The sequence below is a fragment of the Tsukamurella sputi genome (genome assembly GCF_007858445.1).
Taxonomy (GTDB): domain Bacteria; phylum Actinomycetota; class Actinomycetes; order Mycobacteriales; family Mycobacteriaceae; genus Tsukamurella; species Tsukamurella sputi.
The window spans coordinates 854,015-867,429 of the sequence record NZ_VIGV01000001.1 but is presented as its reverse complement, the minus strand read 5'-3'; the positions used below and the strand labels follow the sequence as shown (position 1 = coordinate 867,429).

Genomic DNA, 13,415 nt, shown 5'->3' with positions numbered 1-13,415 from the left:
CGACCGATGGTCATCCCGGTTCGTCGGGCTCAGACCAGCAGGTAGCAGAGCGGGAAGATCACGACCCAGAGCAGGTCGACCATGTGCCAGAAGCAGGCGCCCGATTCGGCCGACGCCATACGGTCCGGTCCGACGACGGTGAGCCGCGCGGTGCGGATCAGGTACATCAGCACCACCATCCCGACCGCGACATGAACCAGGTGGACGCCCGTGAGCACGTAGTAGAGCTGGAAGTAGTCGTCGGAGTACATCGTGTGGCCGTCGGAGAGCTTCGCGGTCCATTCGATCGCCTTGATGCCGACGAAGGCCGCGCCGCACACCAGCGCGATGGTGAACGACCGGGCCGCACTGCGGTCCCTGCTCTTCAGCGCGCGCATGCCGAGCACCACGAAGAGTGAACTCACGAGCAGGACAATAGTGTTCGTCAGTCCCAGCACCTGGATCATCGCGTGCTGCGAGCTGTGGAACACCTCCGGCTGGCGCCGTCGGTAGATCGCGAACAGCCCGAACAGGAGCGCGAACACGACCAGGTCGCCGTAGATGAAGACCCAGATCCCGATCTCGCCGGGGATCCGCTTGACGGAGCCTGATTCCCGTCCGATCGCCGACTTCTCGGCAGGGAAGGCAGGTACGTACCGGTCGATGCTCATCACGCCTCCACCAGATCCTTCGTGACCCGCTCCTGCTGCGCGGGGGTGGACGCGGCTGCAACACCGTTCACCTGACGGTGCATGACCACCGACAGCGTCACCGTGAAGGTCGTGTAGGCGCCGGCGAGGACGTAGAAGGCCATGAGGCCGTCGAAGGCGAACGGGCCGGTCTTGAAGAACGCGAGCATGCCGCCGGGCACCATCAGCAGGGTGCACCACAGACAGAAGTAGCCCACCCAGCGTGGGAAAACGGGTTCGGGGCGCTTGTCGCTGAACACGATGATGGCCAACACCACCATGAAACCGGCGAACGGCGAGTAGGGGTACTCGGCGGCGAACCAGAAGGCGTCGTTGAGCATCTGCGTGATCTGCGGAGAGGTCTCCCCAGCGCGGTAGGCGGCGAAGCCCAGGAGGGTGGGGCACGAGAGCGTGATCAGGAACATCGACGAGCCGAAGATCGTCAGCGTCTGGTTGAGGAAGGGCACCTTGCCCTCCACCTGGCGGGACTGCGCGATCACTACGCCCGCCCAATTGGCCCAGAACGCGATCGACACGATCGCGATGAACGCGGCCATGAGGATTCCCTGCTGGTTGCCCGCGTACACCGCGGCGATCCGCTCCGCCGACCACGAGGGCCGCGGCGGAGGGACCATCCGCGCCAAGAAGAGCAGCGCGATGATGAACGGCACGAGCGCTCCTGGGCCCGACCAGATGAACCACTTCTTCACCGTCGGACTGATCTGATCCGTATTCATGTGAGACACATCCCTTCTCGCGCCACATGGCGCAATCGATCGTGTCCTGAAGTTACGTGGATCACACCGACCCGAGCGATCCGCTGCGCGCGAGCGTCATCCGTTTCCCGCGAGTGTTCGATCGAGCCAAGCCGGCCCCGCCCGAGTGGGCGGGGCCGGCCTGACGGCGCCGGATCAGGCGGGCGCGGGGAGCCGCGTGCGGCCGCGGGTGGCCAGATCCAGTGCGATGTCGACGATCTGGTCCTCCTGTCCGCCGACGAGCCCGCGTCGGCCCACCTCGACGAGGATGCTGCGCACGTCCAGGCAGTAGCGATCCGCGGCGGCCTCGGCGTGCCGCAGGAACGAGGAGTAGACCCCGGCGAAGCCGAGCGTCAACGTCTCCCGGTCCACCCGCACGGGGCGGTCCTGCAGTGGCCGGACGATGTCGTCGGCGGCGTCCTGCAGCGCGAACAGGTCCGCATTGTGCTTCCAGCCCTCGGTCAGGTCGGCCACGGCGATGAAGGGCTCGATCGGGCAGTTGCCCGCGCCCGCACCGTGTCCCGCGAGCGAGGCGTCCACGCGGGTGGCGCCCTCCTCCACGGCGACGACCGAGTTCGCCACGGCCAGCGAGAGATTCTCGTGGGCGTGCACGCCGATCTCCGTCGCCGGGTCGAGTACGTCGCGGTACCGGCGCACGCGCTCCCGGACGCCGTCCATCGTGAGTCGACCGCCGGAGTCGGTGACGTACACGCAGTGCGCGCCATAGCCCTCCATGAGCTTCGCCTGCTCGGCCAAGTGCACGGGGTCGGTCATGTGGCTCATCATGAGGAAGCCGGAGACGTCCATGCCGAGGTCGCGGGCGGTACCGATGTGCTGCGCGGAGACGTCCGCCTCGGTGCAGTGCGTGGCCACGCGGACGGAGCGCACACCCAGGGCGAAGGCGTGCCGCAGGTCCTCGATCGTGCCGATCCCGGGGAGCAGCAGCGTGGTGAGCCGGGCGTGCGTGATGTTCGCCGCCGCGGCCTCGATCCACTCCCAGTCGCTGTGGCTGCCGGGGCCGTAGTTGAGGCTGCCGCCGGCGAGGCCGTCGCCGTGCGCCACCTCGATCGCGTCGACGCCGGCGGCGTCGAGGGCGCGGACGATCCGCCCGACGTCGGCGGGCTCGATGCGGTGCCGGAGGGCGTGCATGCCGTCGCGCAGGGTCACGTCCTGGATGAACAGTTCGGTGGTCATCGGGTGCTCCTTCAGCTCGCGGGGCTGGTCGCCGCGGCGCGATCGGCCGCGATCGCCTCGGCGTAGCGGATCGCCGCCGAGGTCATGATGTCCAGGTTCCCGGCGTAGGCGGGCAGATAGTCCGCCGCGCCCTCGACCTCGAGGAAGACCGAGACCTGGTGGGTGGGGCGGGCGTCGGAGTCCGCGCGCAGCAGCGTGTGCACCGGCTGATCCGCGGGGATCGGCGCGATCTGCACCTGCTGCTTGAGCCGGTACCCGGGTACGTACGCGGAGACCCGCGCAACCATCTCGGCGATCGAGCGCTCGACGTCCTCCGCCGATGCCGCCGACAGGTCGACGAGCGCCAGCACGGTGTCGCGCATCATCAGCGGCGGCTCGGCCGGGTTGAGTACGATGATCGCCTTGCCGCGCTCGGCGCCGCCGACGGATTCGATGGCGTGCGAGGTGGTCTCGGTGAACTCGTCGATGTTGGCGCGGGTGCCGGGACCCGCCGATCTGGAGGCGATCGACGCCACGATCTCGGCGTACGCCACGGGGGCGACGGCCGCGATGGCGGCGACGACGGGGATCGTCGCCTGGCCGCCGCAGGTGACCATGTTGACGTTCTCGGCGCCACGGTGCGCGTCGAGGTTCACCGCGGGGATCACGAACGGGCCCAGCGCCGCCGGCGTCAGGTCGATCAGACGCTTGCCGTACGGCGCGAGCGCCGCGGCGTTCGCCACGTGGGCGTCGGCGGAGGTGGCGTCGAAGACCACGTCGATCTCGTCGAAGCCGGGCAGCTCGATCAGGCCCGCCACGCCGTCCGCGACGGTGTCGATGCCGGCCGCGCGAGCGCGGGCCAGGCCGTCGGACGCGGGGTCGATGCCGACAACGGCGGCGACCTCGAGTGCGGGAGAGCGGGTGGCCTTGATCATCAGGTCGGTGCCGATGTTGCCGGAGCCGACGATGGCGACCTTCACGGGTCGTGGGTCAGTCATGGTGGGGTCTCTCAATCGGAGAAATGGACGGTCACGGAGCCGAGACCGGTGATGGAGGTCGTCCAGGTGCCGGGGCCGGTGACGGGGGCCATCGGGCCGAGGGCGCCCGAGAGCACGACCTGGCCCGCGCGGAGCGGGGTGCCGAGGTCGCGTGCGGCGCCGGCGAGCCACTGCAGCGCGAACAGTGGATCGCCCAGGCACGCCGCACCGGTGCCGGTGGAGACCTCGGTGCTGTCCAGCGACATCGTCATCTCCGCCGCGACGGGCTCGAACTCGTCGAGGGTCCGCCGTTGCTCGCCGAGGACGAACAGCCCACTGGAGCCGTTGTCGGCGACGGTGTCGCCGAAGGTGATGTCCCAGTCCGCGATCCGGCTGTCGACGATCTCGAAGGCCGCGACGGCGTAGTCCACCGCACCTCGCACCTGCGGGAGGTCGAGCGCACCGTCGGACAGGTCCTCCCGCAGGACGAAGGCGATCTCCGCCTCGATGCGGGGCTGCAGCAAGCGGCCCAGGGGGACCGTCGAGCCGTCGTCGACGGCCATGTCCGCCAGCAGCATGCCGAAGTCGGGGCGGTCCACGCCGAGTTGCCGCTGGACGGCGGGGGAGGTGAGGCCGATCTTGCGGCCCACCACCTCCCCGCCGGCCGCGACGCGGCGTTGGAGGATCCGCTCCTGCACCGCGTACGCCGCATGCACGTCGTCCGGACCGATCAGGTCGCGGACGGGCGCGCAGGGGAGGCCGGACGATTCGGCCGCGATCAGCCGGTCGGCGGCCGCGGCGATGTCCTGATCTGAGGCTGTCATGCGGAGAGGAAGGCGCTGACCTGGTCGTAGGTCGCGTCGGCGGCCTCGATCTGCGGGATGTGCCCGGAGCCGGCGATGACGGTGGCGCGGGCGTCCGCGATGCCGGCGACGAAGTCCTCGGCGTACACGGGCGAGATCAGCGCGTCCTTTTCGCCCCACACCACCAGCGTGGGCGCCTGCACGCGGTGGAGCCGCTTGCGCAGGCCCTTGTCGGGCAGCGGCCACAGGAACTTGCCCGTGCAGCCCATGGACCAGACCAGCGCCGCTCCGGCGGCGATGGCCTCCTCCGGGTCGGCCGGTGGGGCGAGCAGCGCAGCGGCGGCCGGGCCGTCGGGCTCGGCGAACAGCAGCGATGGAAGGGAGTCCGCGGGGGCGGTGATCCAGTTGGTCACCGGCGCGTCGTCGCGCCACAGGCCGACGGGGTCGAGCAGGACGAGCTTGCTGAACCGGTCGGGATAGGCGGCGGCCAGCTCGGCGGCGAGCATGCCGCCGAAGGACTGGCCCATGAGCGCGGGCGTGCCGATGTCGAGCTGCCGGATCGCCTGCTCGTAGAGCAGGACCAGCTGCCACAGGTCGTCGACCTTGTGGATGGCGTAGGGGTCCACGGCGGAGGTACCGGGGAACTCCGGCGCGTACACCGTGTAGTCCTGCGAGAGGCGGTCGAGGACCTCGTCCCAGACGAGGCCGGACGCGCCGTGCAGGTACACCAGCGCGGGGCCCTGGCCGGCCACCTTGAAGCGCAGGCGGATATCACCGTTCCAGACGTCGACGACGCGTTCGGTGGTGGGGGCGGTCATACGAGTGCTCCGTTCGTGATGGCGGCCTGATCTGCCGCGGAGAGGGGGACGCCGCCGAGGCGCTCGGGCCACCAGTGGTGGTCGTAGCCCTGGTCGGCCCAGACGTTCTTCAGGCGGGGCATGACCTCCGCCGCGAACAGGTCGATGTTGTCCTTGGCGAGCCCGTGCGGCATGGAGCCGAACTGCAGCATCGCGTGCAGGTTGCCGATGCGGTACTCGCGGGAGGTGGAGATCAGCTGCTCGGCGACGGTGTCGGGCGAGCCGCAGATCACCGAGCCGGCCTCCACCAGCTCCTTGAAGTCGATGGTCTTCATGCGGCCGTAGATGCCGAAGTCGCTCGGGTCGCGCATGATCGCCTCGACGCCGCGGATGTCGATGCCGCCGGGCAGCGCGAGGCGCTCCATCGGGATCGAGCCGAGGCCCTTGCGGAAGAAGTACTCCGCATGCTCGGCGAAGAGCTTCTCCGCCTTGGCGTCCGTCTCGGCCACGCACACCGTCTGCATGAAGCCCAGGCGGTACGGGTTGGCGGGCTTGCCGGCGGCCTCAACGGTCTCCCAGAACCGGTCGAAGATGCGGCGGCCCGCGACCTTCATGCCGAACCAGCCGAAGTAGTTGAAGCCGAACTCGCGCTCCACCGTGAAGGCCATGGTGCGCGGGTTGCCGATGCCGGTGATCCACACGGGCGGCAGCGGATTCTGCTGCATGGGCCGCGGCCATAGGTTGACGGAGCCGTACTGCGAGGTGCGGCCGTTCCAGGCGAAGGGCTCCTTCGCCGACCACGCCTTGAGCACCAGCTCGAGGCTCTCGTCGAACCGCTGGCGGGTCTGCGCCGGCGGCACGCCGTTGTTGATGTTCGCGTCGTAGGCCAGGCCCACGGGGAAGCCGCTGACGAGCCGGCCGCGGGAGATGTTGTCGATCATGGCGAGTTCCTCCGCGGCGCGGAGCGGCTCGAGCGACTTGCCGAGCGAGCGGCCCACGGGGTAGATCGCCGTGTCGATGCCCTCGACCTCGGTCGCGTAGGCGACCGCGGCCTCGATGATGTTCGGGTTCGGCGCCATGTCGTAGCTGCTCTGGCCGTGCTCGGTGACGGCGAGGCCGTCGAAACCGGCGCGCGCGGCGTGCATCAGCTCGTCGAGAGCGGACCGGAAGTCCCGGCCCACCTTCTCCGCATCGGTGTTCTCGAAGTAGGGGGTGGTGACCACGGACTCGTACTTCGTCTCGAAGTCCGCCGCCAGGTCCCGGTACGGGACCTGCTGGAAGTAGTTGACCTTCATCGTGAATCTCCTTGTCGGGGCTGGGTCAGAGGTCGAGAGGTGCGGAGTCGATGCCCGCCTCCGCGAGGGCGTGCAGTGCATGGATCCGGTCCACCCATTCGGGGGCGGGCCGGCCGTCGAAGGCGACGGTGCGGGGCATCTGCAGGAGTTTGAGGCCCGGGCGGCGGAACTCTCCGCGGTGGAAGGTGAGCGGCTCCAGGGGGCGTGCGTCGTGGCAGGTGATCTCGCCGAGGACGAGCACGTGGTCGCCGCCGTCGTAGCTCTGCCAGGGTGCGCACTGCAGCCACGCGGCGCAGCCGAGCAGGCGCGGGGCGCCGTGCGGGTCGAGGTGCCAGGGAACCGTCAGGCCCTCGTTGGGCTTGCCGGCGAAGTGCAGCGCGATGTCGAGTTGGTTCGCCGAGAGGATGTTGATGGCGAAGGGCCGGTCGGGAAGCGCGGTGGCGGCCTTCGCCTGCCGGGCGACCGAGACCAGGCCCAGCGGCGGGTCCATGGACACCGACGTGAATGAGTTCATGGTGGCGCCACGGGGCGTGCCGTCGTCATCGGCATAAGTGACCACCGTGACACCGGTGGAGAATTCGCCGAAGACGCGGCGCAGTTGACGCGGGTCGAGGGTGGTCATGTTCTTCCTCCTTCTGGTGGAGAGGTTTCGGGAACTACGTCACGACGTTGAGGAAGTCGGGATCCAGCTCGCGGTGGGTGTAATTGATGCCCTGAGCGGCCTTGTCCATCGTCCAGGTGACGGTGCGGAAATCGGGGCCCGTGCGGTAGCCGCCGGCGAAGATCTCGTTGCGGTTGCCCGAGGGATCGAAGAAGTAGATCGTCTCGCCGCGGGTGATGCCGTGCCGGGCGGGGCCGAAGTCGATCGGCACCTCCCGCATGGAGAACATGTCGCCGGCGCGGAGCAGCGTGCTCCAGTCGTCCACGTGGTAGGCGAAGTGGTGCAGCTTGCCCTGCTCGCCCTTGACGAAGGCGATGTCGTGGGGCTGTTCGCCGCAGAACATCCACGAGCCGACCAGGTCCTCGTTGTCCTCGCCGCCCACCAGGTGCTCCGCGGCGCGGAAGCCGAGGACGTCGGAGAAGAACCGCTCCAGCAGCGCCGGATCCTCGGTGGTGATCAGCGTGTGGTCGAGGCGGGGTACGCCGATGCCGCGCAGTCCCTCTCGGGGCCACGGGTCGGGGTTCCAGCGGCCGGTGGCGTTGCCGAGGTATTCGACGTCGGCGTACAGCTCGAGCGTGTGGTCGGATGGCAGGGTGATCCTCAGTCCGTCGCCGACGCCCACGTTGTCGCCCCTGCTCATCCGCTCGGTGGTGACGCCGAAGGTCTTGGCGCGCTTCTCGAAGAGGTCGAGATCGGCGGAGGACTCCACCTTGTATCCGAGCTTGACCAGCCCGACGCCGCCCTCCTCGAGGACCACCGAGTGGTGGTCGTGTTCATCCCACGACTTGAGGTACATGCGGCCGGTCTCCTCGGCCACGGTGTCCATGCCGAGTGTGTTGGCGTAGTGCTCCGCAGCGGTGTCCAGATCGGACACTCGCACGTGCACGTAGCCGAGTCGGATGACTCCCATGACTTACTCCTTCTAGTGGTGGGTGGGGCGGAGGGGGCCGAGGACGTCCCGCAGGCGGTCGCCGGCCGCGAGCCGGACGGTGACGGCACCGTCGGGCCGCGCGCGGCACGGCAGGCAGGCCCCGGATCCGGCCTCGTCGACGCCGAGGACGCTGTCCGACACAGCTTCCGGGTAGTACACCGTGCCCTCGACGAGGTGGGCGGTGCACTGCCCGCATCCGCCGCGGCGGCACAGGTACTTCGTGCGGTAGCCGTTGCGCCGGATCGCCTCGACGATCGACTCGCCCGACCGGTGGTCGATGGTGACGTCCTCCGGCAGGATGCGGATCGTCTGTGACTGTGCGGCAGTCGATTCCATGTCATCCTCCTTCGTCGGGAGTTCGTCGGGAGCGGTTCCGGGGAGCAGGTGCTCCGCTGGGCGTGCAACGACTGTAAGGCGGGTCACACGCCGGTTTCGATCCGCCGGACGAAGGCCTCATCCGGAACGCGCAACGAACTGTGTCGGAGGCCACAAAGCCCGTTGACCTCGACTTTTCCTCCATGTCACTGTCGATTCGTCGCGGGGAAACCGCCCGCACCGCATCGCCAGAAGGAGCAGCGAGATGACCACTACGACCTCGCCCGAGATCGGTTCGACCATCGACGTCAACGGCGTCGCCACCAACTATCACGACGCCGGCACCGGCGACCCGGTGCTGCTCATCCACGGCTCCGGGCCCGGTGTATCGGCTTGGGCCAATTGGCGGTTGACGATTCCTGAGCTGTCCAAGCGGCACCGCGTGCTGGCCCCGGACATCGCCGGCTTCGGCTACACCGAGCGGCCCGACGGCACCGTCTACGACTCGGAGGCCTGGCTCGAGCACCTCGTCGGGTTTCTCGATGCCCTCGGCTTGGATCGGGTCTCCGTGGTGGGCAACAGCTTCGGTGGGGCGCTCGCGCTACGGCTCGCCACCCGGTACCCGGATCGCGTGAATCGGCTGGTGCTCATGGGCAGCGTCGGCGTGCTCTTCCCGATCACGCCCGGCCTGGACGCGGTCTGGGGCTACGAACCCTCCGTCGCGAACATGCGCGCACTGCTGGACGTCTTCGCCTTCCATTCCGAGTACGCGACGGATGAGCTGGCCGAGCTGCGCTACCGCGCCTCGGTGCGGCCGGGGGTGCAGGAGGCCTACGCGTCGATGTTCCCGGCGCCTCGTCAGGACAAGGTCCTCGAGATGGCGGTCCCGGAGGCCGAGATCTCGGCGATCGCACAGCCCACGATGATCATCCACGGCCGTGATGACCGGGTGATCCCACTGGCGAACAGCCACCGGCTGCTGGACCTCATCCCGGATTCGCAGCTGCACGTCTTCGCCGAATGCGGGCATTGGGTGCAGATCGAGGCCACGGATCGGTTCAACCTGCTCGTGGACGTCTTCCTCGCGGGCATGCTGTAGGGATGTCCTCGCCCGAGAGCCCGCGCCCCGTGCGGTGGGCGCGCGTGCGCAAGGAGGCGCGTTCGCCGGAGGAGGCCGAGCGTCGCATCAGCGAGATCTTCAGCCCGCACGAGCTGAACGTGACCGGCGCGGGTGAGCTGGACGTGCGGCTGGATGCGCGGATGAGCGAGGACATCACGATCGCCGAGTTGGAGCACGGCACCGCCGTGTCCATCCGGCCCGGCAGGCTGGGCACGTACTACGAGATCAACGTCCCGCTCGCGGGCTCGGTCGTGTCCCGGTACGGGCTCGAGGAACTGACCTCCGCGCCCGGGCTGGCGGCGGTGCTGGGGCCCAACGTCGAATCGGCGATGGAGTGGAGCGAGCAGTGCCGGCAGCTCGCGGTGAAGATCCGCCGGGAGGTCCTGGACCGGACGCTGTCGGCGTACCTGGGCCGCCCGCTCGACGACGCGGTGATCTTCGACCTGGGCTTCTCGGTCGATTCCGGCCCCGGGCACGACTGGCTCCAGGCCGTTCTTCTGCTCCGCGACGCGATCGACCGGGGAGCGCCCGACCTCGTCCTCAAGCCGCTCGAGGAGCTCGTCGTCGCGCAGTTCCTGGCGGCCCAGTCGAGCAACTACTCGGAGCGGCTCCGCGGCGAGGTGCGGGTTCCGCGCCCGCGCACCGTCCGCGTCGTGCTCGAACTGATCGAGGCGCGGCACGCCGATCCGCTCACGGTCTCGGACATGGCCACCGTGGCCGGCGTCAGCGTGCGCGCGCTCCAATTGGCGTTCGCCGAGCACCTCGGCGTCTCGCCGATGGAGCACCTGCGTCGTATCCGGCTCTACCGTGCGCGCCAGGACCTCGTCGAGGCCGTGCCGGGCGACGGGCAGACCGTCGCCGACATCGCCTTCCGGCACGGGCTGGGGCATCTGCCCCGGTTCGCCCAGGCCTACCGTGCCCTGTACGGCGAGGCACCGTCGGAAACCCTCCGACGGTAGCCGGGGATCAGTCCGAGGCGCCGTCCGCGGACGCGCCCGGGCCGGGGCCGACGTTGCGGGATTCGCGCGTGCGGATGTCGAGGACGTACTCCTCGGGGGCGCCGGCGATGTACGCGGCGTCGGCCATGACGCCCAGGTAGCGGGCCGACGGGAGGCCGCCCTCGAAGGCGTCGACCACGTACAGCCAGGCCAGGGTGGAACCGCCGCCGATGAGATCGACGCGGACCTTGAGCTTGACGTGGATGCCCAGCTCGGAGCCCTCCCACCGGTCCAGGGAGAGCTCATCGTCCGGCGTCACGTCGTAGAGCACGACGAAGACCTTGGCGTCCGGGTCGGACGGGTCCTCGGTCACCGTCGCGAGCGCGCCCTCCCAGCCGATGTCCTCACCGGAGAAGGTCAGGCGCCACCCGTGCAGCCACCCCGTACCTGCCATCGGCGAGTGCGGGGCGCGCTCGGCCATCTGGTCGGGGTGCATGTTGGAGCCGTAGGCGGCGTAGATCGGCACATCTGGACTTTACCGCGCCCGTCCACGCCGACGGCTCTGCCCGACGGTGCCCGCGCACGGCGCGGCCCCGGACGATAGCGTTGCACGCATGACGAACATCGTGATCATCGGCGGCGGTCCGGCGGGGTACGAAGCAGCACTGGTGGCGGTGGCGCACGGCGGCGACGTCACGGTGATCGAGTCCGACGGGATCGGCGGCGCCTGCGTCCTGTACGACTGCGTCCCGTCGAAGACCTTCATCGCCTCGACCGGCATCCGCACCGAGACCCGGCGCGCCGTCGACCTGGGGATCGAGCTGCACTTCGAGCGCGTCGAGATCGACGTCGAGCGGATCAACGCGCGCGTCAAGGACCTCGCGACCGCCCAGTCGGCCGACATCCGCGCCCGCCTCGCGGGCGAGGGCGTGCGCATCATCCGCGGCCGCGCGACGCTGGCGCCCACGGCGTCGGGCATGGCCCATCACGAGGTCAACGTGGTGACTCCGTCCGGTGGTGAGCAGTCCTTCGAGGCCGACGTGGTGCTCGTCGCCACCGGTGCCTCGCCCCGCGTCCTGGAGTCCGCGAAGCCCGACGGCGAGAAGATCCTGACCTGGCGTCAGCTGTACGACCTGGAGGAGCTGCCCTCGCACCTGGTCGTGGTCGGTTCCGGCGTCACCGGAGCGGAGTTCGTGCACGCCTACACCGAGCTCGGCATCAAGGTCACCCTGGTCAGCTCGCGCGACCGGGTGCTCCCGCACGAGGACGAGGACGCCGCCCTGGTGCTGGAGGACGCGCTCCTCGATCGCGGTGTCTCGCTGGTCAAGCGCGCCTACGCCGACAAGGTCGAGCGTACGGAGGACGGCATCGTCGTACGCCTGACCGACGGCCGCACCGTGGAGGGCTCGCACTGCCTGATGACGGTCGGCTCCATCCCGAATACCGCGGGCATCGGCCTCGAGGACGTGGGGATCGAGCTGGACAAGGGCGGCTACATCCCCGTCGACCGCGTCTCCCGCACCAAGGTGCCCGGCATCTACGCCGCCGGCGACTGCACGGGCCTGCTGCCGCTGGCCTCGGTCGCGGCGATGCAGGGTCGCGTCGCGATGTACCACGCCCTGGGCGAGGGCGTCTCCCCGGTGAAGCTCAAGACCGTCTCCTCGGCGATCTTCACCCGTCCGGAGATCGCCACAGTCGGCGTCTCGCAGGCCGCGATCGACGACGGCACGTACCAGGCGCGCACCGTCATGCTGCCGCTCGCGACCAACCCGCGCGCCAAGATGTCGGGCCTGCGGCGCGGCTTCGTCAAGATCTTCTGCCGGCCCAACACCGGCCTGGTGATCGGCGGGGTCGTGGTGGCGCCCAACGCCTCCGAGCTGATCCTGCCGCTCACCGTCGCGGTGCAGAACGGGCTGACCGTCGACGACGTGGCGCAGACCTTCTCCGTCTACCCGTCGCTCGCGGGCTCGGTGACCGAGGCGGCGCGCCAGCTGATGCGCCAAGACGACCTGGCATAGCCCCCACTCGTGACCGACCAGGCCCGCGCCGCCGGGGGCGACCAGGACGCCGTCTTCGAGGCGCTGCGCCCGCGCCTGTTCGGCGTGGCCTACCGCGTGCTCGCCTCGGGGCCCGACGCCGAGGACGTGGTGCAGGACGCGTGGCTGCGCTGGCGCGCGGCGGACAGTGCGACGGTGCGCGATCCCGAGGCCTTTCTGGTGGTGACGGTGACGCGGCTCGCGCTGAACCTGGCGCAGTCCGCGCGGATGCGCCGCGAGCAGTACGTGGGCGAGTGGTTCCCCACGCCCGTGGACACGGCCGCCGATCCGGCGCTGGGCGCCGAGCGCGCGGCGGCGCTGGAACTGGCCGTGGTGCACGTGCTGCAGCGCCTCGCCCCGGAGGCGCGCGCGGCCTACGTGCTCCGCGAGGCCTTCGACCACCCGTACGCGCGGATCGCGGAGATCCTGCAGATGCGGGAGCCGGCGGTGCGGAAGCTGGTGAGCCGGGCCCGCACCCAGGTGGTGGGGGAGCGGCGCACCACGACGACGCGCGAGCGGGTGCAGGAGCTCCTCGAGGCCTTCCTCAACGCGGCGAGGGTCGGGGACGTCGCGGGGCTGGAGGCCGTCCTCGTGGCGGACGTGGTCAGTGAGACCGACGGTGGCGGTGCGCGCCGCGCGGCCCGCCGGCCCGTGGTCGGCGGCAACGCCGTGGCGCGGTTCGTCGCGGGCTTCTCGACGCGCTTCCTCGAGGGCATGACGACGCGGATCGTCGAGGCCAACGGACTGCCCGCCGGCGTCCTCGAGCTCGACGGTGCGCCCCTGGCGATCGTCTGCCCCACGGCGGACGAGGACGGATTCACCCGGCTCATGTGGGTCATGAACCCTGCGAAGCTCGCCGATTTCGCCCCGCGGTCACAGGAGCGCGAGCTGTTCGGTCCTTGATGTGGAGGCCCGAGCGGATCGGGCCGCATCGAAAGGACATGAG

Annotated in this window: 15 protein-coding genes; 4 read left to right on the top strand and 11 right to left on the bottom strand. The window is 69.9% G+C overall.

Going from position 1 to position 13,415, the window contains the following annotated elements; translation table 11 throughout:
* Positions 1-29 precede the first annotated feature (29 nt).
* From FK268_RS24125 to FK268_RS04165, 10 genes are all read right to left on the bottom strand, one after another.
* Positions 30-650: a cytochrome c oxidase subunit 3 family protein gene (locus FK268_RS24125; RefSeq protein WP_158636034.1), complete on the bottom strand. Its 621-nt coding sequence runs from the start codon at positions 648-650 to the stop codon at positions 30-32.
* Complete coding sequence (locus FK268_RS24120) at positions 650-1,405, bottom strand: hypothetical protein (RefSeq protein ID WP_158636033.1); 756 nt, start codon at positions 1,403-1,405, stop codon at positions 650-652. Before FK268_RS24120 ends, FK268_RS24125 begins: the two co-directional genes overlap by 1 nt.
* A gap of 174 nt (positions 1,406-1,579) precedes the next feature.
* The gene (gene dmpG, locus FK268_RS04200; RefSeq protein ID WP_146431374.1) at positions 1,580-2,617 is read right to left on the bottom strand and encodes a 4-hydroxy-2-oxovalerate aldolase; all 1,038 of its coding nucleotides are present in this window, start codon (positions 2,615-2,617) and stop codon (positions 1,580-1,582) included.
* An 11-nt stretch (positions 2,618-2,628) separates the two neighbouring features.
* Positions 2,629-3,594, bottom strand: a complete 966-nt coding sequence (locus FK268_RS04195) for an acetaldehyde dehydrogenase (acetylating) (RefSeq protein ID WP_146431372.1) — start codon at positions 3,592-3,594, stop codon at positions 2,629-2,631.
* An 11-nt stretch (positions 3,595-3,605) separates the two neighbouring features.
* Positions 3,606-4,397, bottom strand: coding sequence for a 2-keto-4-pentenoate hydratase (locus FK268_RS04190; protein ID WP_146431370.1), 792 nt, complete (start codon positions 4,395-4,397; stop codon positions 3,606-3,608).
* A complete protein-coding gene (locus tag FK268_RS04185; protein ID WP_146431368.1) occupies positions 4,394-5,194 on the bottom strand; it encodes an alpha/beta fold hydrolase in 801 nt (266 codons plus the stop codon). The genes FK268_RS04190 and FK268_RS04185 overlap by 4 nt, the downstream gene beginning before the upstream one ends.
* Positions 5,191-6,468: an LLM class flavin-dependent oxidoreductase gene (locus tag FK268_RS04180; protein WP_146431366.1), complete on the bottom strand. Its 1,278-nt coding sequence runs from the start codon at positions 6,466-6,468 to the stop codon at positions 5,191-5,193. The genes FK268_RS04185 and FK268_RS04180 overlap by 4 nt, the downstream gene beginning before the upstream one ends.
* A 25-nt stretch (positions 6,469-6,493) precedes the next feature.
* A complete protein-coding gene (locus FK268_RS04175; RefSeq protein ID WP_146431364.1) occupies positions 6,494-7,090 on the bottom strand; it encodes a flavin reductase family protein in 597 nt (198 codons plus the stop codon).
* A gap of 34 nt (positions 7,091-7,124) precedes the next feature.
* Complete coding sequence (locus FK268_RS04170; RefSeq protein WP_146431362.1) at positions 7,125-8,039, bottom strand: catechol 2,3-dioxygenase; 915 nt, start codon at positions 8,037-8,039, stop codon at positions 7,125-7,127.
* Between the two features lie 12 nt (positions 8,040-8,051).
* On the bottom strand, positions 8,052-8,396 hold the full coding sequence (locus FK268_RS04165) for a 2Fe-2S iron-sulfur cluster-binding protein (RefSeq protein ID WP_146431360.1): 345 nt from the start codon (positions 8,394-8,396) through the stop codon (positions 8,052-8,054).
* A gap of 244 nt (positions 8,397-8,640) precedes the next feature.
* On the opposite strand from FK268_RS04165, the gene FK268_RS04160 reads away from it, so the two are divergent.
* Entirely contained in the window at positions 8,641-9,474 is an 834-nt protein-coding gene (locus tag FK268_RS04160; protein WP_146431358.1) for an alpha/beta fold hydrolase, read from the top strand.
* Positions 9,475-9,476: 2 nt separating this feature from the next.
* Positions 9,477-10,454: an AraC family transcriptional regulator gene (locus tag FK268_RS04155; RefSeq protein WP_158636032.1), complete on the top strand. Its 978-nt coding sequence runs from the start codon at positions 9,477-9,479 to the stop codon at positions 10,452-10,454.
* A gap of 7 nt (positions 10,455-10,461) precedes the next feature.
* Here FK268_RS04155 and FK268_RS04150 read toward each other — a convergent pair whose 3' ends face one another.
* Positions 10,462-10,959 carry a gamma-glutamylcyclotransferase family protein gene (locus tag FK268_RS04150; protein ID WP_146431353.1) on the bottom strand — a complete coding sequence of 166 codons (498 nt, stop codon included), beginning with the start codon at positions 10,957-10,959 and terminating at the stop codon, positions 10,462-10,464.
* An 88-nt stretch (positions 10,960-11,047) separates the two neighbouring features.
* On the opposite strand from FK268_RS04150, the gene FK268_RS04145 reads away from it, so the two are divergent.
* Both FK268_RS04145 and FK268_RS04140 read left to right on the top strand, forming a co-directional pair.
* Positions 11,048-12,451: an NAD(P)H-quinone dehydrogenase gene (locus tag FK268_RS04145; protein ID WP_146431351.1), complete on the top strand. Its 1,404-nt coding sequence runs from the start codon at positions 11,048-11,050 to the stop codon at positions 12,449-12,451.
* A 9-nt stretch (positions 12,452-12,460) separates the two neighbouring features.
* Positions 12,461-13,372 carry a sigma-70 family RNA polymerase sigma factor gene (locus FK268_RS04140; RefSeq protein ID WP_146431349.1) on the top strand — a complete coding sequence of 304 codons (912 nt, stop codon included), beginning with the start codon at positions 12,461-12,463 and terminating at the stop codon, positions 13,370-13,372.
* Positions 13,373-13,415 lie beyond the last annotated feature (43 nt).

Coding starts and splice junctions, on each gene's coding strand:
- FK268_RS04170 (WP_146431362.1), bottom strand. CDS start 8,039: ATGGGAGTCATCCGACTCGGCTACGTGCACGTGCGAGTGTCCGATCTG.
- FK268_RS24125 (WP_158636034.1), bottom strand. CDS start 650: ATGAGCATCGACCGGTACGTACCTGCCTTCCCTGCCGAGAAGTCGGCG.
- dmpG (WP_146431374.1), bottom strand. CDS start 2,617: ATGACCACCGAACTGTTCATCCAGGACGTGACCCTGCGCGACGGCATG.
- FK268_RS24120 (WP_158636033.1), bottom strand. CDS start 1,405: ATGAATACGGATCAGATCAGTCCGACGGTGAAGAAGTGGTTCATCTGG.
- FK268_RS04175 (WP_146431364.1), bottom strand. CDS start 7,090: ATGACCACCCTCGACCCGCGTCAACTGCGCCGCGTCTTCGGCGAATTC.
- FK268_RS04195 (WP_146431372.1), bottom strand. CDS start 3,594: ATGACTGACCCACGACCCGTGAAGGTCGCCATCGTCGGCTCCGGCAAC.
- FK268_RS04155 (WP_158636032.1), top strand. CDS start 9,477: ATGTCCTCGCCCGAGAGCCCGCGCCCCGTGCGGTGGGCGCGCGTGCGC.
- FK268_RS04160 (WP_146431358.1), top strand. CDS start 8,641: ATGACCACTACGACCTCGCCCGAGATCGGTTCGACCATCGACGTCAAC.
- FK268_RS04165 (WP_146431360.1), bottom strand. CDS start 8,396: ATGGAATCGACTGCCGCACAGTCACAGACGATCCGCATCCTGCCGGAG.
- FK268_RS04145 (WP_146431351.1), top strand. CDS start 11,048: ATGACGAACATCGTGATCATCGGCGGCGGTCCGGCGGGGTACGAAGCA.
- FK268_RS04190 (WP_146431370.1), bottom strand. CDS start 4,397: ATGACAGCCTCAGATCAGGACATCGCCGCGGCCGCCGACCGGCTGATC.
- FK268_RS04180 (WP_146431366.1), bottom strand. CDS start 6,468: ATGAAGGTCAACTACTTCCAGCAGGTCCCGTACCGGGACCTGGCGGCG.
- FK268_RS04185 (WP_146431368.1), bottom strand. CDS start 5,194: ATGACCGCCCCCACCACCGAACGCGTCGTCGACGTCTGGAACGGTGAT.